This window comes from Nitrospirillum karajorum, assembly GCF_036348415.1.
GTDB lineage: Bacteria > Pseudomonadota > Alphaproteobacteria > Azospirillales > Azospirillaceae > Nitrospirillum > Nitrospirillum amazonense_B.
Genome location: NZ_JAZBQB010000004.1, coordinates 388910 through 414629, shown reverse-complemented (window position 1 = coordinate 414629; position 25720 = coordinate 388910). Strand labels below are relative to the sequence as shown.

General features: G+C 67.7%; 11 protein-coding genes. 1 reads left to right on the top strand and 10 read right to left on the bottom strand.

The genetic code is table 11. The features are described 5' to 3' along the window. Positions 1 to 21: 21 nt before the first annotated feature. Both UCD39_RS27345 and UCD39_RS27340 read right to left on the bottom strand, forming a co-directional pair. Entirely contained in the window at positions 22 to 1530 is a 1509-nt protein-coding gene (locus tag UCD39_RS27345) for a TolC family protein (protein WP_330498768.1), read from the bottom strand. Between the two features lie 87 nt (positions 1531 to 1617). Next, positions 1618 to 16680 carry an autotransporter-associated beta strand repeat-containing protein gene (locus UCD39_RS27340; protein ID WP_330498767.1) on the bottom strand — a complete coding sequence of 5021 codons (15063 nt, stop codon included), beginning with the start codon at positions 16678 to 16680 and terminating at the stop codon, positions 1618 to 1620. 530 nt (positions 16681 to 17210) lie between these two features. Between UCD39_RS27340 and UCD39_RS27335 the strand changes: the two genes are divergently transcribed. Further along, a complete protein-coding gene (locus tag UCD39_RS27335; protein WP_330498766.1) occupies positions 17211 to 18488 on the top strand; it encodes a TIGR03032 family protein in 1278 nt (425 codons plus the stop codon). Positions 18489 to 18508: 20 nt separating this feature from the next. Here the strand turns inward: UCD39_RS27335 and UCD39_RS27330 are convergent, their stop codons facing one another. From UCD39_RS27330 to UCD39_RS27295, 8 genes are all read right to left on the bottom strand, one after another. Then, positions 18509 to 19309, bottom strand: a complete 801-nt coding sequence (locus UCD39_RS27330) for a phage tail protein (protein WP_330498765.1) — start codon at positions 19307 to 19309, stop codon at positions 18509 to 18511. A gap of 306 nt (positions 19310 to 19615) precedes the next feature. Continuing rightward, positions 19616 to 20371, bottom strand: a complete 756-nt coding sequence (locus UCD39_RS27325) for a phage tail protein (protein ID WP_330498764.1) — start codon at positions 20369 to 20371, stop codon at positions 19616 to 19618. Positions 20372 to 20552: 181 nt separating this feature from the next. Further along, positions 20553 to 21065 (bottom strand): GNAT family N-acetyltransferase, encoded by a 513-nt coding sequence (locus UCD39_RS27320; protein WP_330498763.1) that lies wholly within the window; start codon positions 21063 to 21065, stop codon positions 20553 to 20555. A gap of 100 nt (positions 21066 to 21165) precedes the next feature. Next, complete coding sequence (locus UCD39_RS27315; RefSeq protein WP_330498762.1) at positions 21166 to 21798, bottom strand: hypothetical protein; 633 nt, start codon at positions 21796 to 21798, stop codon at positions 21166 to 21168. A 19-nt stretch (positions 21799 to 21817) separates the two neighbouring features. Beyond that, the gene (locus tag UCD39_RS27310) at positions 21818 to 22624 is read right to left on the bottom strand and encodes a lanthanide ABC transporter permease protein PedC (RefSeq protein WP_145735183.1); all 807 of its coding nucleotides are present in this window, start codon (positions 22622 to 22624) and stop codon (positions 21818 to 21820) included. After that, entirely contained in the window at positions 22621 to 23379 is a 759-nt protein-coding gene (locus UCD39_RS27305; RefSeq protein WP_330498761.1) for a lanthanide ABC transporter ATP-binding protein PedB/LutE, read from the bottom strand. Before UCD39_RS27305 ends, UCD39_RS27310 begins: the two co-directional genes overlap by 4 nt. After that, entirely contained in the window at positions 23376 to 24350 is a 975-nt protein-coding gene (locus UCD39_RS27300; RefSeq protein ID WP_330498760.1) for a YVTN family beta-propeller repeat protein, read from the bottom strand. The genes UCD39_RS27305 and UCD39_RS27300 overlap by 4 nt, the downstream gene beginning before the upstream one ends. Continuing rightward, entirely contained in the window at positions 24335 to 25606 is a 1272-nt protein-coding gene (locus UCD39_RS27295; protein ID WP_330498759.1) for a lanthanide ABC transporter ABC transporter substrate-binding protein PedA1, read from the bottom strand. Before UCD39_RS27295 ends, UCD39_RS27300 begins: the two co-directional genes overlap by 16 nt. Positions 25607 to 25720 lie beyond the last annotated feature (114 nt).

Here is a 25720-nt window from a genome sequence, read left to right as displayed (position 1 = left end):
TGGCCCCTTGGGGTACCCGCGTCATTGCTTCGCGGGGATTTCGTCCAGTGTCGGCGTCTGGGCGGAAACCGACTCCTCCGCCCCGAACATGCCGCTTTCGATGCGTCGGTTCACGGCGGATACCGCCGTGGTCAGCGTCTTCAGCGAGTAGTCGGGCACAGACTGGGGCAACGGATCGATGCCAACGGAGACGTACAGCGACGCGAGCGCGTTCTGCATGTCGGCATAGGCCCGGGCCCGCGTCAGCTCGGCCACGATGCGCGAGGCGGACGCGCGCACGCGATCGACCTTGCCGGCGGCGCTGTTCTCCTGCTGGGCCAGGATCTGGTCGTAAATGCGGCCTTCGATGCCGTCCAGCTCGGACGCTTCCAGGTACTGGGTGCGGGCGCGGCCCAGTTGCTGCCAGGCGACGTTCACCTGGGTCAGCACCGCCATCGACAGGGCCAGGTTGCGCACCTCCGCCTGGTCGCGCTGGGTTTCCGCCAGGCCCATGAAGTCGTTGCCGGACAGCAGGTTCAACAGCCCCCAGGAAAGGCGCAAGCCGCCTTCCGCCCAGCGCTGGTTCACCAGGAAGGAGTTGCTGTCGTAATCCAGGCCGCCCTGGATGGACAGGTTGGGGAACAGCTTCAGGAAGGCCTTGTGCACCTCATCCGTGGCGATGCGGCGGTTGTACGCCTGCTCCCGCAGCTCCGGACGGTTGATCAGGGCGGTGTGTTCCAGCTCGGCGATCGCGGTCTTCATCTCCGGCAAGGCCGTCGGATTCTCCGGCAACACCAACTGGTACGGGGTTCCCGGCGGCAGGCCCATCAGCGCCGCCAGCTGGGTCTTGGCCAGCGCCAGGTCGGCCTGCAGGTTCTCCAGTTGGCGGATGATGTCGATGGTCGTCTTCTCATCCCGCAGGACGTCCAGCAGGGGCTTCAGCCGCTGCTTTTCCACCTGCCGGGTATCCTCCAGCGCCTGGCGGGCGTCGGCCAGGATGGGGTTGATGCGGTCGCCGATCTTTTCCGCCGCCACCGCCTGCCAATAGGCGGCGCGGACCTGCTGCACGATGCTGTTGACCGCCGACCGGCGCTTTTCCGCCGTGGCCAGGGCCCGGTCGCCGTTCTGCCGCGCCTGGTAATAGCTGATGCCGAAGTCCAGGACGCTCCAGCTGAGCTGCAGGTCGGCGGTGCCCGACCGACGGTCGGTGGAGATCGAGGGTTCCAGCGACTGCCGGCCGGTCAGGATGGAGTAGGAGGACGATGCCAGCTCGTTGCTGCGCGCCGTCAGGCCGCCGTCCACCACCAGCTTGGGCAACAGGTCCCAGCGCGACACGTCGATCTGGCGGTTGGCGATGGCCTGGTCCATCAGCGCCAGCCGGTGGTCCAGGTTGTATTTGATGGCGCGCGCGATGGCTTCGTCCAGCGACACCGTGGTGGTCACCGGATCGATGCGGTCGCGGACCAGCTTCATCGTATCGGCGGCGCGCGTCTGGTTTTCGTCCGTGGTCAACGGACGGGGTGTGACGGAACAGCCCGCGAGCAAAGCCACCAAGGCGCCGGCAACAAGAGGCGTCGCCGCGGTACGCAGAGAGGGGCGCCGCACAGGCGCGGAGTAAGGCAGGGACGTCATGGAGCCTCAGGCGGTCGTAGTGGTGGTCGAAGCGTGAACGGTGGGATGGGCCGGCGCGTGCCGCGGGGCATCGCCCCCGAACACGTCCAGCAAGCTGGCGAGAAGGGACACGGCGTCATCGACGATGCCGTGGTGGGCGGCACCACCGAAGGTGCCGGTACCGAAACCGCCGGCGTGAAGGCTGGACACCTTCTGCGCCTGGGCGGCGGCTTGCAGTTGGGCCGTCAGCGACAGCTTGCCGGCGGGCATCCGGCCTGGGCCGTTGGCCGTCTTGGCGGCCAAATCATCGGCCGTGCCGCTCTGGCCGGTGTAGGCGGCCAGCTGGATGGGCTCCAGGTCGGCGGGAACAGCCGTCGCCGGGTCGTTGGCGGCATGCTGTTGTGGGGTGCGGTTGCCCGGCGCCTGGCCGCCGCCGCTGGCGCCCGTGCCGGTCTGCTGGTCCTGGCCCACCGCCATGTTGAACTTCGCCTCGGCGACGTTGCCGTTGCTGTCGCGCGCCGTGACGGTGATGGCGATGGTGCCGCTCTCCCCGGCGGGCGGCTGGCCCGTGAAGGTGCCGGTGGCCGGGTTGAAGGTCAGCCAGGCGGGCAGCGGCTCGCCATTTGATTGCCGCGCCTCCAGCGAAACCTGGGGGTCGCTGCTCTGGAACGTGCCCTGGGGCAGCTGGAACGTTGTCTGCTGACCGGTGGCCAGCACCTGATTACTGACCGGGGTGGCCAGGGTCAGCGTGGTGGTACCGGTGGCGGCGCTGGTGATGGACACCACGCCTGTGCTGGCGCTGACGACGGTGGTGCTCGCACTGGTCGCCGTCGACGTGGTGACCGTCGCCACGGTACCCGTCGTGGTTCCCGTCGAGGTCGTCCCCGTAGAGGTGGTCGTCCCCGTCGTCGTGCTGGCGGTCCCGGTGGTTGTCGTCCGGCTGCTGGTGGTCGTGTCGGTGGTCAGCGAGGTGACGGTACTGGTCGTCGTCGTACTCGTTGTGGCCGTTGCCGCGCTGGTGCTGATGACACTGTTGCCGCTGAGGCCGGCGCTGGACGTGCCGCTGACACCGGCGTTGCCCGTGCCCACCGTCTGGGTCAGGGACACCGTCGTCGCCGCCGTGCTGGTCGCGGCCACCGTCGGTGTCACGATCAGGCTGCTGGTGGTGGTCGTGACCGGCGTGGTGGTGGTCGTCGTCGTCGTGGTCGTCGTCTGGGTGGCGGGCTGCGGCACCACCACCGGGTTGATGGTCACACCCACGGTGCCGGTGGCCGTCTTGGCGCCGCCAACCCGTGTCGTGCCGCCGTCATTGACGGTCACGGTGATGATGTCGTTGCCGGTGGTGGCCGGCGTCAAGCTCAAGCTCGCCAGGGTGGCGTTCACGTCAGCCACGCTGCCGGTCACGGTGACCGTGCCCGTACCGTTGCCCGACAGCGTCGCGGAACCGGACGCCGCCATGACCAACTGACCGCCGAAGCCGTCCCTCACCGTCACGCTGATGGCGCCGCCGTTCAGGGTGTCGCTGACGCGGATGCCGGTGATGGCCTGGTTGCCCGTGGCCGACAGGTTCTGGGCGCCCGGCAGGGTCAGCACGGGCGTGTCGTTGCCTGTCAGGCTGATGGCGACGGAGCGCACGGCCGACTTGACGCCGCCGATGCGGCTGGTGCCGCCGTCGCTGACCGCCACGGTGATGGTGTCGCTGTCGGTTCCGGTGGCGGTGGTGGCGTAGGTCAGGGTGGCCAGGGTGGCGTTGACGTCGGCCACGCTGCCGCTGACGGACACCACGCCGCTGCCGTTGCCGGACACCGTCGCCCCGCCGGTGGCGGTGACCGTGACATTGCCCTTCCCGGCCAGCAGCGCCACCGTGATGGCGTTGCCCGACAGGGTGTCGCTGACGCTGATGCCCGTGATGGCGTGGGCGTTGGTGTCGTTGTAGCTCTGGGCGGACGGCACGGTCACCACGGGGGTGTCGTTGCCGGTCAGGCTGACGGCGATGGTCTGCGTCGTGGACTTGGCCCCGCCGATGCGGCTGGTGCCGCCGTCGTTGGCGCTGACGGTGATGGTGTCGCTGCCCGTGGTGGTCGCGGTGGTGGCGTAGGTCAGGCTGGCCAGGGTGGCGTTCACATCCGCCAGGGTGCCGGTGATGGTCAGGCTGCCCGTGCCGTTGCCGGCCAGGGTGGCGCCGCCCGACGCCGTCACCGCGACGTTGCCCTGGGTGGCGGACACCGTGGCGGTGACCGCGGTGCCCGTCAGGCTGTCACTGATGCTGACGCCGGTGATGGCGTGGGCATTGGTGTCGGTGTAGCTCTGCGCCCCGGCTACGGTCAGGATCGGCGTGTCGTTGCCGGTCAGGCTGATGGCGATGGTCTGGGTGGTGGACTTGGCCCCGCCGATGCGCGCGCTGCCGCCGTCGCTGACCGCGATGGTCAGGGTGTCGGTGCCGGTGGTGGTGGCGGTGGTGGCGTAGCCGAGGGTGGCCAGGGTGGCGTTGACGTCGGCCAGGCTGCCGGTGATGGACACCACGCCGCTGCCGCTGCCCGACACGGTTGCCGATCCGGCCGCGCTGACGGTGATGGTGCCTTGGGTGGCGATCAGCGCCGCGGTGACCGTGTTGCCCGTCAGGGTGTCGCTGACGCTGACGCCGGTGATGGCATGCACGGTGGTGTCGTTATAGCTCTGTGCCCCCGCCACGCTCAGGACCGGCGTGTCGTTGCCGGCCAGGTTGATGGCGATGGTTTGGGCGGCGGCTTTCGCCCCGCCGATCAGGCTGCCGCCGCCATCGTTGACGGTGACGGTGATGGTGTCGGTGCCCGTGGTGGTCGCCGTGGTGGCGTAGGTCAGGGTGGCCAGGGTGGCGTTCACATCGACCAGGCTGCCGGTGATGGTGACGCTGCCCGTGCCGGCGCCCGTAACGCTGGCGGCCCCGGCGGCGGTGAAGCCCAGGTTGCCGCGCAGGTCGGAGACGGTGGCCGTCACGGTGCCGTTGTAGGTGTCGCTGATGCTGACGCCGGAGATGGCGTGGGCGTTGGTGTCGGTATAGCTCTGCGCCCCCGCCACGCTCAGGACCGGCGTGTCGTTGGTGGCGATGGCCACCGCGATGGTGCCGCTGGTGGACTTGGCCCCGCCGATGCGCGCGGTGCCGCCATCGTTGACGGCGACGGTGATGGTGTCGCTGCCCGCGGTCGACAGGGTGGTGGCGTAGGTCAGGGTGGCCAGGGTGGCGTTCACATCGGCCAGGCTGCCGGTGATGGTGACGCTGCCCGTGCCGCCGCCCGTGACGGTGGCCGCCCCCGCGGCGGTGAAGCTGAGATTGCCGTGCAGGTCGGACACGGTTGCCGTGACGGTGCTGCCCGGCAGGGTGTCGGTGATGGCGACGCCGGTGATGGCATGGCCGGCCTGGTCGACATAGCTCTGCGCGCCTGCCAGCGCCAGGGACGGCACATCGTTGCCGGTCAGGGTGACGGCGATGGTCTGCGTCGCGGATTTCGCCCCGCCGATCAGACTGCCGCCGCCATCGTTGACGGTGACGGTGATGGTGTCCGTTCCCGTGGCCGTCGCCGTGGTGGCATAGGTCAGGGTGCCCAGGGTGGCGTTCACATCGGCCAGGGTGCCGGTGATGGTGACGCTGCCCGTGCCGGTGCCGCTGACGCTGGCCGACCCCGCGGCGGTGAAGCCCAGGTTGCCATGCAAGTCCGAGACGGTGGCCGTCACGGTGCCGCCGGCCAGGCTGTCGCTTACGCCGACGCCGGTGATGGCGTGGCTGTTGGTATCGGTGAAGCTTTGCGTGCCGGCAACGCTGATGGTGGGGGCGGCGTTGCCAGTCAGGGTGACGGCGATGGTCTTGCTGTCCGACAGCGCGCCGCCGGTGCCGGTGTTGCCGCCGTCGTTGACCGTGACGGTCACGGTGTCGCTGTCGCTGCCCGTCACCGTGGTGGTGTAGGTCAGGCTGGCCAGAGTGGCGTTTACATCGGCCAGGGTGCCGGCGATGGTCAGGCTGCCCGTGCCGGTACCGCTGACGCTGACGCCGCCCGAGGCGGTGACGGCCAGATTGCCCTTGCCCGCGCTCACCGTCACCGTCTCCGTGCCTGTCCAGGCGTCGGGGTCGGCCACGCTGACGCTCAGGCTATGCGCCAGGGTGTCGGTGATGGTCTGGGCGCCGGGCACGGTCAGGGTCGGTGCGTCGTTGACAGCGGTGATGGTGACCGTGCTGGTGACGGGGGCGGACGGGGCGATGCCGTCGTTGACGGACCAGCTGATGGTGCGGCTGGTGCGGGTGTCGCCCAGGGTGGGGTCCCGGCTGGTGGAGTTGAAGGTGACGGAGCGCAGGGCCGCCTGGTAGTCGGCGATGCTGGCGGTGCCGGTCAGCGTCAGGACGCCGGTGGTGGCGTCGTAGCTGCCGGTGATGCCGTTCTGGTTGACGAAGGCCAGGACGTCGCCGGCCACGACGCTGCCGATGGTGACGGTGGCGCTGGTCAGGGTGGTGCTGGCGCTGTCGGCCAGGGTGATGCCGCTGTCGATGACGCCGGCGCCGCCGCCGTCGGTGTAGCCGCTGGTGCCGCCGGCCGTGGCCGTGGCGCCCTGGGCGGTGACGCTGAGCGTGCCGTTGTTGCCGGAGAAGGCGGTGGCGGCGCCGCTGGTGGTGGTGTCGGCGGTCTGGCGGGTGGCGCCGCTGGTGGCGGTGCCGGTGGTCTCGTCCCAGGCCTTGAAGGTGACGGTGGCGGTTTCCACGGTGGCGCCGTTGGGGACGTAGCGCAGCTTGGCGGTGCTGTCGAGCAGCAGGGCGCCGGTGGTGGAAACGGTGCCGACGTCGATCCAGTTGGTGCCGCCGTCGGTGGAATACTGCCAGGTGCCGGACCCGGTCAGGCCGGTGACGGCGATGCCGGAATGGCCGTGGGCGTCGGGGTCGACATAGCCGGCGTCGGTGAGGACGCTGGACACGCTGACGGCGTCGCTGGCGGCGTTCAGCGGTGTGGCCGGGATGGTGGAGGTGGCGCCGCTGCTGGGCAGGGTCGGGCTGTTGTTGACCGGGGTGATGGTGACGGTGGTGCTGGCGGTCAGGGTGGTGGTGTCGGTGCCGCCGTTGGCGGTGCCGCCATTGTCCTGGATGCTGGTCAGGGTCACCGTGCGGCCGGTGCCGGCGGTGGGGTCCTGGCTGTTGTTCTGGTAGGTGAGGCCGTTGACCAGGGTCTGGGCGTCGGTGGCGGAGAAGTCGCCGCCCTTGGTGATGGTGACGGTGGCGGTGGTGCCGGTGACCGAGACGCTGACGGCATAGCTGTTGGTGCTGGTGGTGACCGTGGTGCCGTTGGTCAGGGTGACGGCGCTGCCGTCGACGGTCAGCACCTCCGACGTGCCGTTGACCACGCCACCGACGGTCAGCGTCAGGGCGTGGATGCTCTGCCCGGCTTCCACGGTGCTGATGGTGGTGCCGCTGAACAGCGACACGGCACTGCCGCCCTCGGTGAAGTTGGGGGCCGTGGCCGGGGTGGTGGTCAGGGTCGGTGCGGCGTTCAGGATGCTGGCCACGATGTCGTTGCCAGTGCCGCCGCTGTTGGTGATCAGCGCCTTGCCGCTGCTGCCCACGTCCGCCCGGCCATTGCTGTCCAGGTTGCCGAAGGCGGTGGTGTCGGTGGTGCCGCTGCCGGTGTTGTTGACGACGGTGAAGCTGTCGCCCAGGCTGACGGTATAGCCGCCAACGGTGCTCAGCGTCAGGGTGCCGGTGTTGCCGACGCCGTCGTTCAGCACGACGTTGCCACCCACGCTCAACACGTCATTGTTGGCCGAGGCGCCGGCGATCTGGATTTGCAGGGCGCCACCCAGGTTGACATTGCCGGTGACGGTTAGCGTGCCGATGCCGTTGTTCACGCCGCTGACGCCGGGGGCCAGGGTGCCGCCACCATAGACCACCAGATTGCCGCCGACCGTGCCGGTGCCGCCCAGGGTGGCGCCATCCTGGACGTTGACATCGCCGCCCAGGGCGCCGGTCAGGACCAGGGTGCCGGACACAACGTGAGCGGCTTGGGTGTAGGTGCCGCTGTTGCCCGACAGGGTCACGGACCCGGCGCCGCCGGTCAGCAGGTCGCCGAAGCCACCGACGATACCCGACAGGGTCAGGCTGTTGTCGGTGTTGATGGTGCCGTTGTTGACGGACAGGTTGATATTCTGGCCCAGGCTGACGCTGGACCCGGTGACGGTCAGCGTGCCGCCGTTCAAGGTCAGGGCGCTGCCGCCCAGGTTGGTGGCGGCGGCGATGCTCAACGCGCTGTCACGCACCACCGTATCGCCGGTGTAGGTGTTGGTGCCGGACAGGGTGAAGGTGCCGCCGCCATTCAACACCAAATCGCCCGATCCGGTGATGTTACCGGACAGGGTCAGGGCGTTGACCGTGCTTACGGTGCCGCCATTGCTGCCCAGGGCCACGGCCTGGCTCAGGCTGACGCTGGACCCGGTGACCGTCAGGGTGCCGCCGTTCAGGGTCAGGGCGCCGCTGCCCAGGTTGGTTGCGGCGGCGATGCTGAGGGTGCCGTCAATGACGGTGGTGGTGCCGGTGTAGGTGTTGGTGCCGGACAGGGTCAGCGTGCCGACGCCATCCAGGGTCAGGTTGCGGGCCCCGGAGATGACGCCGGACAGGATGGCGCTATTGTCGACGGTGATCGCGCTGTCGGCGTTGAGGAGGATGTTGTTGGCGAGGGTGACGGCGCTGCCGGTCACCTCAAGGGCGCCGCCGTTCAGGATGACGGCGCCCTTGATGGTGGTGCTGCCCAGGTTGGTGGCGTTGGTGACGCTGAGGGTGCCGGCGGACACCATGGTGGCGCCCAGCGCGCCGGTGGAACTGGTGTAGGTGTTGGTGCCGGACAGGGTCAGCGTGCCGACGCCGACCTTGGTCAGGCTGACGTTGCTGCTGAAGTTGCTGCTGACGCCGCCGGTGATGTTGCCGGTCAGGGTCAGGGCGTTGGCGTTGCTGATGATGCCGCCGCTGGCGCCCAGGGTGATGGCCTTGCTGATGGTGACATTGTTGCCGGTGACCAGCAGGCCGCCGACGCCGGTGTTGCCCATGTTCAGGGTCAGCGTGCCGGTGGTCAGGTTGGTCTGGTCGGTGATCGACAGCGTGCCAACCTGGATATTCAGGTTGGTGGTCCCGGCGCTGTTGTTGGCGGTCAGCACCACCGCGCCGTTGCCGAAGTTGCGGGTGAGGGTGAAGGCGCCGGCCAGCGTTCCGCCCAGGGTCAGGGTGGCGGTGTCGGCGACATAGATGCTGCTGGCGGCGCTCAGGGTGACATTGCCCGACACCGTCGCGCTGCCGGAGGACAGGTTGATGGCGCCGGAGCTGGACGTGCCGCTGCCGGCGATGGTCAGGGCGTCGGCGATGGTGACGCCGTCGTCCACCTGCAAGGTGGCGCCGCTGACCACGGTGGTGGCGCCCGTGCTGCTGCCCAGGGCGCCGTTGCTGGCGGCCTCCAGCGTGCCGGCGCTGATGGTGGTGACGCCGGTGTAGGTGTTGGCGCCCGACAGGGTGAAGGTGCCGCTGCCGGCCTTGCTCAACGCGCCGGCGCTGGCGCCGTTCTGGATGACGCCGGAGAAGGTGGTGCTGGTATTGTCACCGCCCGCTGTCAGGGTCGCCCCGTTGATGGTCACCGTGCCGGCGCCGCTCAACGAACCCACCGTCTCGCTGGCGCTCACCAGGAAGGTGGCGCCCGAGGCAACGGACACGGCGCTGGTGTCGCTGATGGCGCTGCCGCCGGACACCGTGATCTGGCCGGCGCTGATGGTGGTGGCGCCGGTATAGGTGTTGGTGCCCGACAGGGTCAGGGTGCCGGTGCCGGTCTTGGTCAGGCCGCCGGTGCCGGTGATGGCGCCGGAGAAGGTGGTGCTGGTGTTGTCACCACCCGCTGTCAGGGTGTTGAAGCTGCCGAGACTGACGGTGCCGGCACCCGCCAGGGAGCCGATGGTCTCACTGGCGGCCAGGGCCAGCGTGGCGCCGCTGGCGACGGTGACGGCGCTGCTGTCGCCGATGGCGCTGCCGCCGCTGGCGGTCACCTTGCCGGCGCTGATGCTGATAGCGCCGCTGTAGGTGTTGGCGCCGGATAGGGTCAGGCCGTCGCCGGCGCCGGTGCCGGTGGTCAGCGTCAGGGTCCCGGTGCTGCCGGTGATGTTCCCGGACAGGGTGGCGGCGTTGCCGCTGGCCACCTGGAGGGTGGAACTGGCGGTGACGGCGATGGTCTTGGCGATGGTGGCGGCGCCGTTGACCAGCAGGGTGCCGCCGGCCAGGGTGACGCTGCCGCTGCCCAGGCTGCCGGCGCCGGCGATGCTGAGGGTGCCGGAGGTGACGGTGGCGTTGGTGTAGGTGTTGCCGGTGTTGCTCAGGATCACCGAGGCGTAGGTGGCCGGGCTGCCGTTGCTCTGTGAGGCGATGTTCAAGCTGCCGTTGCTGACCACGCCGGAGAAGGTCAGGTCGTTGCCGGAGCCCAACTGGTCATTGATGGTGCGGGTGGCGCCGCCCAAATCGACCGTGCCGGAAAAGGCGAGGGCATAGCTGCCGGCCATCAACAGATCGGTGTTCAGCACCAGATTGTTGGCCAGGTTGTAGGTAAGGTTCGTGGTGCTGCGGATCTTGCCGCCGTTGATGGTCAGGGTGCCCGTACCGAGGGCGGTGTTGCTGGAGATGTCGAGGATGCCGCTGGTTAGCGTGACGCCGCCGCTGAATGTGTTGTTGCCCAACAGCTTCAGGACACCATTGCCGGCCGTGCTCTTCGCGGTCAGCGCACCCGTGCCGGAGACGGTGCCGCTCAAGGACAGCAGCCCGGTCGAATCCACCGTGCCGCCGGCGGCGTTGACGGTGATGGCGGTGGAACTGGTGAACGCGCCGGTGGACAGCAAGGTGCCGCCGTTGAAGATCAGGGACGAGGTGCTGCCTAGGCCGGCCACGGCCAGCGTGCCGGCCGAAATCGTTGTCGAGCCGGTGTAGGTGTTGGTGTTCGACAGGGTCAGGGTGCCGGCGCCCCTCTTGGTCAGGTTGCCGGTGCCGCTGATGACGCCCGACAGGGTCACCGTGTTGGCGTCGCTGATCGTGCCGCCGCCGCTGCCCAGGGTGATGGCCTTGCTCACGGTCACGGCGGACCCGGTCACCGCCAAGGCGCCGCCGTTCAGGGTCAGCGTGCCGGCGGTCAGGTTGGTGTTGTCGGTGATGGACAGGGTGCCGCTGGCGATGTTCAGGTTGGTGGCGCCGGTGCCGTTGCCGCCACTCAGGACCAAGGTGCCTGTGCCGACATTCTTGTACAGCGTGTAGGCGCCATCCACGGCGCCGCTCAGGGTCAGGGTGCCCGTGCCGCTGACGTTGACCCGCGCGTCGGCCGTCAGGGTCACGTTGCCCGACACCGTGGCGCTGCCGGTCGAGGTGTTCAGGGTCAGCGAGCCGTTGCCGGCGGTGCTCACCGCGTCCGCAATGGTCACGCCGTCGTCGATCAACAGGGTGCCGGCGGAGGCAATGGTCGTTCCGCCGGTGCTGCTGCCCAGGGCGGTGTTGCTGGCGGCCTCCACCGTGCCGGCGCTGATGGTGGTGGTGCCGCTGTAGCTGTTGTTGCCCGAGAGGGTCAGGGTGCCGGTGCCGGCCTTGGTCAGGCCGCCGGTGCCGGTGATGGCGCCGGAGAAGGTGGTGCTGGTGGCGTCGCCACCCGCCGTCAGGGTCGCCCCGTTGATGGTCACCGTGCCGGCGCCGCTCAACGAACCCACCGTCTCACTGGCGCTCACCACCAGCGTCGCATTCTGGGCGACGGACACGGCGCTGCTGTCGCTGATGGCGCTGCCGCCGGACACCGTGATCTGGCCGGCGCTGATGGTGGTGGCGCCGGTGTAGGTGTTGACCCCCGACAGGGTCAGGGTGCCGGTGCCGGTCTTGGTCAGGCCGCCGGTGCCGGTGATGCCACCGGAGAAGGTGGTGCTGGTGTTGTTGCCCGCCGTCAGGGTGTTGAAGCTGCCGAGACTGACGGTGCCGGCACCCGCCAGGGAGCCGATGGTCTCACTGGCGGCCAGGGCCAGCGTGGCGCCGCTGGCGACGGTGACGGCGCTGCTGTCGCCGATGGCGCTGCCGCCGCTGGCGGTCACCTTGCCGGCGCTGATGCTGACGGCGCCGCTGTAGCTGTTGGCGCCGGATAGGGTCAGGCCGTCGCCGGCGCCGGTGCCGGTGGTCAGCGTCAGGGTTCCGGTACTGCCGGTGATGTTCCCGGACAGGGTGGCGGCGTTGCCGCTGGCCACCTGGAGGGTGGAACTGGCGGTGACGGCGATGTTACTGGCGATGGTGGCGGCGCCGTTGACCAGCAGGGTGCCGCCGGCCAGGGTGACGCTGCCGCTGCCCAGGCTGCCGGCGCCGGCGATGCTGAGGGTGCCGGAGGTGACGGTGGCGTTGGTGTAGGTGTTGCCGGTGTTGCTCAGGATCACCGAGGCGTAGGTGGCCGGGCTGCCGTTGCTCTGTGAGGCGATGTTCAAGCTGCCGTTGCTGACCACGCCGGAGAAGGTCAGATCGAAGCCGTGGCCCAACTGGTCATTGATGGTGCGGGTGGCGCCGCCCAAATCGACCGTGCCGGAAAAGGCGAGGGCATAGCTGCCGGCCATCAACAGATCGGTGTTCAGCACCAGATTGTTGGCCAGGTTGTAGGTAAGGTTCGTGGTGCTGCGGATCTTGCCGCCGTTGATGGTCAGGGTGCCGGTACCGAGGGCGGTGTTGCTGGAAATGTCAAGGATGCCGTTGGTCAGCGTGACGCCGCCGCTGAATGTGTTGTTGCCCAACAGCTTCAGGACACCATTGCCGGCCGTGCTCTTCGCGGTCAGCGCACCCGTGCCGGAGACGGTGCCGCTCAAGGACAGCAGCCCGGTCGAATCCACCGTGCCGCCGGCGGCGTTGACGGTGATGGCGGTGGAACTGGTGAAGCCCGCGGTGGCTTGCAGCGTGCCGCCATCCAGGGTCAGCCCGGATGTCTGGCCAAGGCTGCCCAGCGCCAGCGTGCCGCCCGACACCGTGGTGGCGCCGGTGTAGGTGTTGGTGCCCGACAGGGTCAGGGTGCCGGCCCCGGTCTTGGTCAGGGCGCTGCCGGTGCCGGAAAGGCCGGCAGAAATGGTCAGCGCGTCGCCGCTGCCCACCGAAATAGTGCCGGCGCCGCCCAGGGTCAGGCCGCCGGTGGTGGCGGCGATGGTCAGGCTGCCCGCCGTGCTGGGCGCGTATTTCAGGGTGTCGCCGGCGCCCAGCGTGACGCCGCTGGCCAAGGTGATGGTGCCGGTGACGCTGTCGCCGATGACGACGGTGTCGGCGCCCGTCTGGCTGACGGACTGGGCCAGCGCCTCCCGCAGGCTGAAGCCATCGGCGGCGGTGCCGCTGCTCTGGTCGCTGGCGGTGGTGACGTAGATGGTGGAACTGGTCACCGTCACGTCGGCGTTGGTGGTGTTGCCGGACCCGTCGTTCAGGGCATAGCGGATGGTGGCATTGCCGTAGGGGGTGGCGTTGCTGTACTGGATGGCATGCATCAGCGTCGCCACATCGCCACTGGTGGCGCTGGCGGTCAGGTTGATGGTCAGCACGCCGCCGGTGTTGGTGAAGCTCAGCGCATGCCCGTTCACGGTGACCGTGCTGCCGCTGACGCTGACGCTGCTGTCAAAGCTGAACACGTCATTGGCGGTGGCGTCGGCGGACCCGGACGTCACGCGCTGCACCACCAGGCTGCCGCCCGCCCAGCCGGCGGAGTTGTTCTCCGTGTCGCTGACGGACGCGGCCGTGCCCGAATCCAGCCGGACGGCGGTGCTGGCGTCCACCCAGGCGACGGTGTCGCCGCCCAGGTTGGTGATGACCGGGGCGGCGTTGGGGCCGGTGATGGTGATGCTGGCCGTTTCGGTGGCGGAGGAGAAGGCGGTGGTGTTGCCGTTGCTGGCGGTGGAAACCTTGGTGCCGGCTGTCGTCCCTCCAGTCTGGTCCCAGGCGCGGAAAGTGACGGTCGCCGTCCCGGTATAGTTGCTGGTGGTGACCTGGAAATACAGGCGCGTGTTGGCATCCGCCTTCAGCAGCAAGGCGCTGTTATCGGCGACGCTGCCCACGCTGGTCCAGGTACTGCCGCCATTCGTGCTGTACCACCAAGTGCCATTGGCCGTGTCCGTGGCGGTGATGGCCATGCCCACCTGGGCGCTGGCGTCCGCGTCGGTGACGTTGGCGATGCCCGTGCCGTTGGCGACCAGGGATGAGACCAGGGTGCCCACGGCGCCCAAACCTGTGGGGGCCGCCGTTGTGGTGTAGGGCTCGCTGATCAGGGTCGGGGACTTGTTGGCGTCCAGAACCGGCGCGTCGTTGATGGAGGTGACGGTGATGACGCTGGTGCTGTCGGCGGTGCCGGCGACACCCAGGTTGTCGTTGGGCGTCAGCGTGAACGTGGTCTGCTGGGTCGACCCGGCGGCCACCTGGTTGGCGGTGGGGGTGAAGACCAGGGCCTGCAGCGCGGTCTGCAGGGCGGACGCGGTGCTGGCCGTCAGGGTGTAGTGGGTGCTGTCCGTGCTGGTCAGGCCCGTGCCGCTGCTCTGGCTCAGCGCGCCGTTGTTGGCGCTCAGCGTGATGGCGACGCTGTAGCTGGTGGCGCCGACGTTGTTGTCGGTGAAGGTCACGCTGCTGAACGGCGTGGCCGTGCCGGTGTCGTTGGCGGTGCTGGTGTGGGTGCCGCTGATCACCGGGCCCGTGACCGTCACGTTGAAGGTGCGCGTGACGGTGGACGTGCCGTCGCTCACCTGTATGGTGAAGCTGTCGCTGCCGATATAGCCGCCGGTGGGCGCGTAGGTCAGGGTGCCGCCGGGGGTGATGTCGCTGCTGCCCGAATTGGCGGTGGCGCTGGTCAGTGTGAGGGTGCCGTGGCCGGCCCCGCTGGAAACGGTCCAGGTTTCCGTCTGGCTGATGTCAGGGTCGTTGACATGCAGGTAGGAGGTGAGGTCGATGGCCGTGCTGTTGTGCGCGACGGTCAGGCTGGCGGCGCCCGCCTGCACGAAGGCAGGGGCGTCGTTGATCGAGGTGACGGTGATGACGCTGGTGCTGTCGGCCGTGACCGAGCCGTTGTAGACATCGTCGCCGGGGGTCAGGGTGAAGGTAGTGGTCTTGGTCTGGCCCACCGCCACCTGGTCCTTGGTGGGGGTGAAGACCAGGGCCCGCAGGGCCGTCTGCAGGGCGGACGCGGTGCTGGCCGTCAGGGTGTAGTGGGTGCTGTCCGTGTGGGTCAGCCCGGTGCCCGACAGCACGCCGTTGGCGGCGTCCAGGGTGATGTCGACGTGATAGCTGGTGGCGCCGTTCGTGCCATCGACGAAGGTCACGCTGCTGAAGGGCGTGGCCGTGGCGTTGTCGTTGGCGGTGCTGGTATGGGTGGCACCCACCGAAGGCGGCGGCGCTGTGATCGTCAGGCTGGCCCCAACGTCGGCCGTGGAGAAGGCGACGCTGCCGTTGACGTAGTCGGTGGGATCTAAATTGATGCCGTTGGCTCCCACGAACCCGTCCCAGGCGCGGAAGGTGATGGCGTCGCTGATGGTGCCGGAGAAGCTGCTGTTGGTGACCTGGAAGTAAAGCCGGGTATTGGTGTCGGCGGACAGCAGCAGCGCCGACGTGCTGCTGACGGTGCCCACGGCATGCCAATTCGACCCGCCGTCGGTGGTGTACCACCAGGAACCGTTGGTGGTGTTCAGGCCGGTCAGGGCCAGGCCGGGCGTCCCGCTGCCGCTGTCGGTGAAATTGCCGATGCCCGTGGTGTTGACCAGGCTGGAAACCAGGGTGCCGACCGCGCCGGTGGGCGCGGCGGTGTCAGCCTGGCTTTCAGACGTGAGCGTGGGGCTCTTCGTCGCATCCAGCGTCGGCTGCGTTGGCGTGCCGCATAGGCCATTGACCTGCAGATTAAATAAAAACTTGCTCAGGCTTCCAGAATACTTGCTATATGGATCCCATTGCCCATTCGACTGAAATTTGTAGCCGTAGTTATAATGGGCATCCCCTTGATGTCCTGCCGCATAATTAAGAAATACCCCAACAGCCTTCAGGCCATTGGGTGCGGTGTTATTATAAATAGTTATATATTTTGTAGCGAATATGTCGTAAAAATCGCCATTGTCGTTTTGGCTATTGCCGCGCTCATATAGACCGTTGAAGAAATGGTATATCTTGCCGGGTGGGTTGCCATTTATCTTGCCTACGTCTGTGTTGTCCACAGTGGTGCAGCCCAAGCAATGGTCAATGCCCTGCATGCCGGCGACGGTGAAGGGCAGCACCACATCCACCGGCTTGCCGCTGGCGTATTCCATGACCCAATCGCCACCCAGCGCCGCCGGGCCGGTGCGATTGGTCGATGCCGCCACGTCCACGTCATTGCCGAGGTAGCGGGCGAAATCGTCCACGAACTTTTGGCCGGTGGCGTCCTCGGCGATGGAGCAGCCCAGCAGCACGAAATCGCCGCCCGTCTTCAATGATGCACCGATGGCCGCCAGATCCGTGGCGCGGCTGGCCAGATCGGCATCGGTGACCACCTTGTTGCCGCCCAGGATGATGCCGCCGTCGCCACCCTCGGACACCAGGACGACCTGGTCCAGGTTGCTGTATTGGGACAGCGCCTCGGCGATGCCATGGATGGTGCGTTGTCCCGGGCCCAGCAGGATGACGGGCACGGAGGGGTCCATGCCGGCGATCAGGGTCTGGTAGTCGGCGACGCTGGTGTCGACGATCACCACCTCATGCACCGAACTGTTGGTGGTGGTCGCGGCCGGGGTGGTGGCGGTGGACGTGGTGGCGGCGGCCTGCACGGTTTCCGCGGAGGTCTTGCCGGCATCCTTGGTGTCGGTCGCGGTCGTGGTATTCGTGGTGCCGGTCTTCGCCGTGTCTGTGGCGGTCGCGGCGGCGGCCTTGGCGGCCGCATCCAGCAGCGCCTGGGTAGCGACCGCGTCGTGATGGGTGTCGGCCGTATCGGCCGCGGCGGCCTTGGAGACCGTCGCCACCGTGGCGGCGGCGGCGGCGTCGAACATCATGCGCGGTTCAAGGGCCAGTCGCAGGGCGCGGGGGGCGTTCTTGCGGACCGTGGGGCGCGTACCGTCGGGCATGGCGTTCAACTCACCAAAATGGAATAGGCGTCATCGGGGGACGGAAACCCCAACGGCAACCTCTGTGTGAGTAATGCCATCAAGAACTGCAAATTCGCCCCCATGTCGCTTAAACCACAACTTTCCCGATGCTGCCAGTCAAAAACGGAGGGCGAGCCCAACTCCGCCAAGAAAGCAGCGATTGTGATAGATTGTGATAGATTATGATAAGTGGTTCACGGAGTTGATGGGTCAGTCGATTCCCTCGGTCGCCCCTATTCTGAGGGATAGGTCCTAAGAAATGATTACCCAGTAACGACCCCCTTCTTTTCCGGTTCACGGTTTGCCCTGGGCTTTCTTCACTGTGGACCGGTTCCGCAATTAACAGGGAATTAACAAATAACGCCTACCCCTCGACCAGGTCCCTGGCGCCGCCGGGTGGGATTTGTTAGAGAGCGTACGACTGAGCGCATAGGCTTATCGATTTAAGGTGGTGTCGGCGTGGTGCCATTGGCGCCGGGTTTGGACGCTGGTTTAGAGGGGGGTACCGAATGTCCGATCAGGAACAAGCGCTTCATGGGGCCTCGACAAGGTTGGCCGGGGCGGACACCGTCGATCCCACCCTTATGCCCACCCAGGATGGTGAGGCCGTACCCCGTTTTCTGCCATCGCCCGACTTCGCCAATTGGCTGGCCCAGACCGCCGGCAGCCTTGTCCTGTCTACCTATCAATCGGGCCGGCTGATCTTCCTGTATGTCGAGGACGGGCAGTTGCAGGTGCTGGATCGCGTGGTGGGCACGGCGATGGGCTTGGCCCTCAGCAGCCGGCATTTGTGGGTGGGCACGCGCGAGCAGGTGTGGAAGTTCGCGAATACGGGCGTCGCCACCGTCGATGGCAAATTGAAGGACGCCGTCTACATGCCGCGCAAAGGCTATTTTGTCGGGCCGTGCGACACCCATGACGTCCTGGCGGATGTCCGCTTCGGTGGGGAGACGCATGAGCTGGCGTTCATCAGCACGGCGTTCAGCTGTATCGCTGCCCTGGATGAACGCTATAATTTCCGGCCGCTATGGAAGCCGGATTTCGTGCCCATGCTGGTGACGGCCGATTTCTGTCACCTGAACGGCTTCGCCGCCCGCGACGGCGCCATCGCCTATGCCACCTTGTGCGGCCGGACCGTGGAGCCGGGGGGCTGGCGCCAGAATCGCAATGCTGGTGGCATGGTCTGGGATCTAGCGGCGAACGAGCCGGTGGCCACTGGCATGGGTATGCCCCATTCGCCCCGGTGGTATCGGGACCGGCTGTGGGTCCTGAACTCCGCAGCGGGCCAGTTCGGCTACGTCGATGGCGACCGGGGGGGCTTCGTGGCCGTGGTGGATTGCCCTGGCTTCGCCCGCGGCCTGACCTTCGTCGGCGATTACGCGGTGATCGGCCTGTCGCAATTGCGGGCCAACAGCTTCGGGGCCGGCATGGCCTTGACCGATAAGTTGCAGCAAAGCCAGGTGAAGCAGCGATGTGGCCTGCAGATCGTGGATTTGCGTACCGGCCGCAACGCCCATTGGCTGACCATAACGGGGCCGGTGACGGAGCTTTACGACGTGGCCTTCAATCCCGGCGTCCGCCATCCGTATTCGCCGGGGTTCCGCGAACCGGCATTGCATCAGCAGCGCGTGCACCTGCCCTTGGATTCCCGCTTTCCCCATCCCTATAGCCAGGGCGTGCAGCCCCTGGCAACCAAGCCGCAGGCGCGGCGGGAGGGCGCCATTTCCCCGTCGGATGCGGTGGACGGCGCCATCGCGACCGCCGGTGACGGGGCGCCCGCTTCGTAACGGGCGTCCCGTCGCCTGGTTTACGGACGGGTGGGATAAAGCCCGTTGACGCAGATGATGTAGTTGATGGGTTGGACGGGCAGACCCAGGTTAAGGGCCACCCCGCCACCCGTATTGCCGATCGTGACCGTGCCGCCGGTGATGCCGCCGCCGCCTCCCGTGACAGGGACGCTGATGGTGCCCGCAGCCGTGCCGGTGACGGTGGCGGTGCCGGTGACGGTGGTGGTGCCGGTAATGGTTACGGAACCGTTCGGACCCAGAGGAATGGCCGGGGTGTTGGCCGACGGCGCGAAAATCGCTGTGCTGACCCCGCCCGTAGTGATTAACGCGTTTGCGCTGGGCGTCGGACCGCGTCCAGCGGTGTTGCTCGTCCCGATATTGGCGGTGCCGGTGCCGGTGACGCTGCCGGTGCCGGTGATGCTGCCCGAGGCGGTGACCGGAACGCTGATCGTGCCGCTGGCCGTCATGGCGCCGCCCGACCCGCCGCCGCCCGTGGGGGTGAAGACGGCGGCGTGGGTGTGCGTCGGCATATTGTTGACGCTGATAAACACCGGGTTGCCAAACAGTCCGGGGGCGGGGTTGACCGTGCCCTGCGGCGTGAACGGGCCGTTGGTGCTTACCGCGCCGATGGCCGCCCGGTTGCGCAGGTCGGGCAGGCCGAAGGTGCCTTGGGCTTGGCTGCCGCCGTAAATGTTGCCGATCAGGGAAAACAGGGCCTGGTACTGGGAAATCTGGAGCGTCCGGCCATCGCAGGGCAGCCAGTCCTGCGGCACCCAAGGCACGGCCCACAACATGACCGTACCGATATAAGAATCTGCCATGATTCGGCCTCGTCTCAGTTGAAAATTTATGCAGGGAAATGACGGCGCCGGAGGTGGCGCGATTGTTGCGGGTAATTTACGCCGCGCGCACAATTTTTACGCAAAAAGACGAGAGACAACAACTCAAAAATGACTAAAAATGATATTTCTATCTTGAGAAATAAAATATAAGAACCCGTCACATCTTGTGAGTTTGCGTGGATTACTGCGAACGTATTACCGCGTTCGCACAATGTTGTCGCCGCGACTCCGCGTAGATACCCCTTCGATAAAACGGCCCCCTCAGGGGAGGGGGCCGGAGAAGGCTTAGTCGCGGGAGGGGAAGATGCCGTTGAGGCAGATGATGTAGTTCATCAGCAGGGTGGGCAGTTTCAGATCCACGGGGGCGTTGCTGCCGGTAATACCGATGGCAACGGTGCCGCCGGTGATGCCGCCCGTCGAACCAGTGACAGGCAGGCTGATTGTTCCGGAAACGGTTCCGGAAACCCCGCTGCAGGTTCCGGTCACGCTGACGGCGTCGGCGGCGCCAACGCGGACGGGCGTGCCGCTGGTAGTGTAGATCTGCGATCCGGCACCGCCATGGGTCAGCAAGGCGCCTTCGGTCAGGGTCTGCGATTTCGCGCCGGGCGCGGTGGTGCCGATCTTGGCGCTGCCCGTGCCGCTGATGGTGCCGCTGCCGTCGCTGAAGGTCAGGCTGACCGGGCCGGATGCGACGGCGCTGCCGCCACTGGCACCACCGGTGCCGGTGAACGTGGCCGTGTGGGTGTGGGCCGGCAGGTTGCCGGCGGTGAGGGTCACCGGGTTGCCCAACTGGCCGGGGGTGGTGCTGGGGGCCCCGCTTTGCAGGCCGACATTGTTGATTTGCGGCGCGCCGACGGGAACACGCTGCCGCAGATCGGGCAGGGCGAAGGTGCGGATGCCGTCGCCGCCATAATAGGTGCCGATGATCGCGAACAAGGCCTGATATTGGCTGATCTGCAAAAGCCGACCGTCGCAAACCGCCCAGTTGCTGGGGATCCACGGTGCGGACCACAGCATGACGGTGCCGATAAAGGAATCCATGGTTTTTCCTCGCTTTTATGGCGTTGGCCCGGCACGTGCCGGGGCAATACGAAATGCCCGCCGAACGGGTATTTATGTTTATTATGCGCAAGCTTTACGGGATACGAGGCTGGACCACAACCATAAAATGAGGGATGTGGCGTAATGCGTGGATTATCGTAGGAGCCCCATGTCCCTGCTATCAGGGGGCGAGTGGTGCGCGCCGAAGATCTTGCAATGGCCCCGTGGAGCCTGAGGGCTGGAAGCCGAGGCGGTGGTAAAGGCGGATGGCGGGATTATCGAGGCGCACCGCCAGCGTCAGGGCCACGTTGACCGCGTCGGCGGCGGCCGCCAGCGCCGCCAGCAGGCGTCCACCATGCCCCTGACCCCGCAAGCCGGCATCGATCACGATGTCGACCAAGCGGCCCTGGGCCCACGCCATCCGCCAATAGCCGATGGCCTTGCCCCGGTGCTCGATGATTTGCAGGCGGCTTTCGGGGAATTGCGCGGCATGGCCCGCCAGACGGCCCCGCACCTGCATGGCCACCAGGGGGCCGGCGATCTCGGCCGGCAAGGGGCCCAGGATCGCCTGTATGTCCTGCGCCATCAACGTCTCGACCCAGACCTGGTCTTGCGCGCCGGCGTCACGGTGCGCCAAATCCGGGGCGTGACGAGCCAGGGCGGCGGCGAAAGCGGATTCCACAGGCTCGAGCATAGGCATGACATTTCTTGGATGAGGGGCGCCATCGCGTCACCATCATGCGATGCTATGGTTGCAAAAGCAAACGATTGCCATCGTAAGGGTGGCTGGCTGTTCAGGGCGCCAAGCGATCCCCCAGGACGCGGGCATAGGTGCCCAGGCGGGCCTCCAGGTCCACAGGCACCTCGCAGGTGTAGCGCAGCGTGCGCTCCACCTCCTCGAAGCTGCGGATCAGGTAATCGCGGCGCTGCACGATCTCCGCCCGCTGCTGGCGCTTGTCGGGATCGGTGACGTCGGCCGGGATGGCCTGGAGTTCGTTGGTGGCCTGGGATACCAGGTCGCCCACCTCCCGCTGGCGATGGGCCAGGCTTTTCAGCCGAGCGATGACATCGCCGCGCTGGCGGTTCACCTCCTCCACGATGCCGGCGAAGGCCTTGGGGTACACGGCGGCCCGCCGGGCCTTGGGCACCTTGTCGGCGAAGGCGGCCAGGGTTTTCTCCCCCTCCTCGGTCGGCACGTCGCGGGGCGACACGGCCAGCACCACGGCGGCCACGGCCTTGTCGCGCCGCCAGTCCGGCTGATCGGGCAGGGCGGGGCCGTTCCAGTAGGTGGCGCCGGTCAATTCCGGCACCAGGCGCTGGTGGCACGGCCAGTCCGGGTCCGCCTGGGGCGGGGCGGCGCGCGCCGTCAGGGACGCCCCGCCGATGAGGGCGGTAAGCAGAAGGGCCACCGGAACCGTGACGCGCATCCTTGTCCTCCCTGGCGGGTTAGTCGCCGCCGCCCCGGCGGGCCAACAGGCCGCGGCCGGGATCGTAGCCCCAGACCGCCATGATCATGAACAGCAGGGTGCAGCCGGCCACCACCCCCGCCGCCAGCGGGTCCGCCTGGCCGTACAGGGCGAAGCGGATCAGCTCCACCGCGTGGCTGAAGGGATTGGCCTGGCATATCCAATAGAGCGTCAGGCTGCTCTCCTTCACCCGCCATAGCGGATAGAGGGCGGACGAGGCGAAGAACATGGGGAAGATGACGAAGTTCATCACCCCGGCGAAGTTCTCCAGCTGGCGGATGAAGGACGACAGCACCAGGCCCAGCGCCCCCAGCATCAGGCCCGACAGGATCAGCGCCGGCAGCACCGTCAGATAGCCCAGCGGCGGCGGCTCGATCTCCCAGAACCAGGCGATGCCGAGGAAGATGTAGGCCTGAACCACCGACACCACGACGCTGGCCAGCAGCTTGGCCGTCAGCAGGAACCAGCGGGGGAAGGGGCTGACCAGCAGGGTCTTCATGCTGCCCATTTCCCGGTCGTACACCATGGAAAGCGAGCTTTGCATGCCGTTGAACAGCTGGATCATGGCCAGCAATCCCGGGGCGATATAGACCTCGTACGGGATATAGGTGTCATAGGGCGGGATGATGGAAACGCCCAGGACGAAGTGAAAGCCCGCCGCGAAGATGGCCAGCCACACCAGCGGCCGCACCAGGGCGGACAGGAAGCGGCCGCGCTGTTGCGTCCAGCGCAGCGCCTCGCGTTTCACGATGCCGCCCAGGCAGCGCAGGTATTGGACCGGGGTCATCGCCCGCCCCCTTCCCGCCGCTGGCCCGTCAGGGTGTCGAAGGTGGCGCGCAGCGTGGTCACGCCGGCCCGCGCGGTCACCTCGGGCACGGGGCCCTGGTCCAGCACCTGGCCCTGGTGCAGGACGATGACCTTGGCCGTGTCGTCGGCCTCATCGATCAGGTGGGTGGCCCACAGCACCGCCAGGCCGCGCTGCCGGCACAGATGGCGGACATGCTCGATCAGGAAGCGGCGGCTTTCGATGTCCAGGCCAACGGTGGGCTCATCCAGCAGCAGCAGGGCGGGGTCATGTACCAGGGCGCGGGCCAGTTCCACCCGCCGGCGCTGGCCGCCGGACAACTGGCGCACCCGGGCGTCGCGCCGGTCGGCCAGGCCCACCCGCTCCAGCTCTTCCTCGATGCGGAGGCGCGCGCGCGATCCGGCCATGCCGTGCAGGCTGGCGTGATAGGCCAAGTTCTGCCGCACCGTCAGATCCAGGTCCAGCGTGGACTGCTGGAACACCACGCCCATGGCCGCCAGGGCGGCGGAGGGCTGGCGCCGGATGTCGTGGCCGAAGACGGCGACGCGCCCCTGCCGGCTGTGATAGAGGCGGGTGACCAGGGCGAACAGGGTGGTCTTGCCGGCGCCGTTCAGGCCCAGCAGCGCCGTGAAATCGCCGGGCGCGATGCGGAAGCCGACATCGCGCAGCGCCGGACGCGCGCCGAAGGAATGGCTGAGGCCGGAAACCTCCAGGGCGGCGGCCGAGGAGTCGTTCAAGGCGCCACCACCACGCCCCAGGGCAGGCGGCCCACCGGCACCGATTTCACCACCTTGAGTGCGTCCACGTCGATAACCGACAGGTCGTTGCTGACGCCGTTGGTGGTGTACAGCCGCTTGCCGTCACCGGAAAAGGCCAGGTTCCACACCCGCTGGCCCACCAGCAGGTACTTCTTGACCTGATAGCTGTGGGTGTCGATGACCGCCACGCGGTTGGCGGGGCCCAGCGCCACGAAGGCGGTGTTGCCGTCGGCGGTCAACTGGATGCCCACCGGCTGGATGGATTCCTTCGGCACCCCGGGGATCTCGAAGCGGATGGTCTGGATGACCTTGCGCTGGGCGGCGTCGATGATGCTGACGGTGCCGCCCACCTCCGCCGACACCCACACCAGCGACCCGTCCTTGGTCCATTGCGCCACGCGTGGCCGGCTGCCCACCAGCACGTTGGCCAGCACCGCGTGGGTTTGGGTGTCGATGAAATGGGCCATGCTGGTGGTTTCGGAGGTGTTCACCAGGATCTTGCCGTCCGGGCTGATGCCCATGCCCTCCGGCTCCACCCCCACCGGGATCTCGGTGGCGATGCGGCCGGACGCGATGTCCAGCACCGACACCATGTTGTCGTTCTCGTTGGACACGTACAGCGTCTTGCCGTCCGGGCTCAGGGTGAACAGCTCGGGGTCCGGCCCGCTGGGCAGGGTGCGGGTGACGGTCAGGCTGGCCAGATCCAGCACTTCAATGTGGTCGGCGTCGCTGGTGCAGATGTAAAGCGCCTTGCCATCCTTGGACAGGGTGATGCCCCGGGGCCGCGCGCCCACCTTCACCGTCTTGATGACGGCCAGGGTGTCGGCGTCCACCACGGTGATCGTGTTGTCCTTCTCATTGGACACCAGCAGCCGCTCCGCCAGCGCGGGGGTGGCGGACAGCAGGGCGACCACCGCCAGGGTGGCTTTCATCATCAGCTTGGATGGCATGTCGTCTCCGGCTGGTCAGGGCCCAGCGTGTCCAGTTCCGATGTCTCGTGCAGGAAGCCCGGCTGCGGCGAGACGGACACCAGCGACCGCGCGTCGGCCAGCAGCACCGGCTGGCGCAACTGCCCGTCCCAGGCGCGGAAGCTGAGCCGCGCGCCCTTGAAGGCCGCCAGCTCGAACTCCGGCTTGCGCAGGTAGGCGGTCATGGCCGCCCCCTCCACGCTGCCGCCCCGGGTCGCGGCCTCGCCCAGGGCGCGTACCGCCATCCAGGCGCCGTAGTCCCGCTCCGTCATCCAGCGGCCCGCCTGCTTCAGGAAGCGCGCCTGCAGTTGCGTGGCGCCCCATTGCTCGAAGGGGCGGGCCCAGGCGGCGGGCACCAGGCCCTGCGTGCCGGCCACCGGCCGCGGGTCGGTGGCGCGATAGCCCAGTTCATCGCCGAAATTGTCGCCCTCGTCCGCCACCACCAGCACATCGTACTTGATGCCTTGCGTGAAGCGCGCCACCTCCGCCCCGATGGCGTAATGACCGGTGTCGGTGCGGCGGGCGCCGGGGTCATAGGTCCACGGCTTGTCCGCCACGATCTTCAGGCGGAACTTGCGCGCCGACTTGCGCAGCGCGTCGGCGTACAGCTTGTCCTCCGGGTTGGGGCCCGCCACCAGCAGGATGTCGCGCCAGTTCTTCACCGCCAGGTACTGCATCAGCGCGTCGGCCAGCATGGCGCGGCTGGGCAGCAGGTGCAGGACGTTGCGCCGGCATTTGTCGCCGCGCAGGGCGTCGTCGGTGGTGGTGGCGTCCAGCAGGGTGGCGTCCTTGGCTTCGGCCAAGTCGGCCAGGCGCAGCAGCAGGTCCGCCGGCACGTCGGTGACGAAGGCTCGGTAGCCCTGGGCCACCAGCCGCTTGAAGGCGGCGACCACCGCGTCCGCATCGGGCTCCAGCGCCTCTTCCAGGTGATAGGCCTGGTGGATGAAGCGGCCGGTGGTGGTGTTGTCGGCCAGCGCCAGCCGTGCGCCCTGCACCCCGTCGTCGTCCGGCGGCTGGTCCAGGAAGCTCTGGGGCAGCACCCGCTTCTGCGTCAGCGCCAGATAGGCGATGTTGGCCACCGGGTCGGCTTTGGCGGGGTCGGGCTTGGCGGCTTCGGGCTTGGTTGGGCCGGGTTTGGTGTCCGGCGCCTTCGCCGGCGGCCCGGCATAGGCCACAGGTCCGGCCATTAGCAGGCCGGCGAGAAGGACGCCTATCAAACCATGGCGGCGGTTGGACATCTCCGCCGTCTCCTTGAGTGTCAGACCAGAGACTGGTGTCAGACCAGGGACCATGGCCCGATAATGGCCCCTGGCATCCTGGGCCGCCATAGGAAATCAGGGCCGGAAATCAGG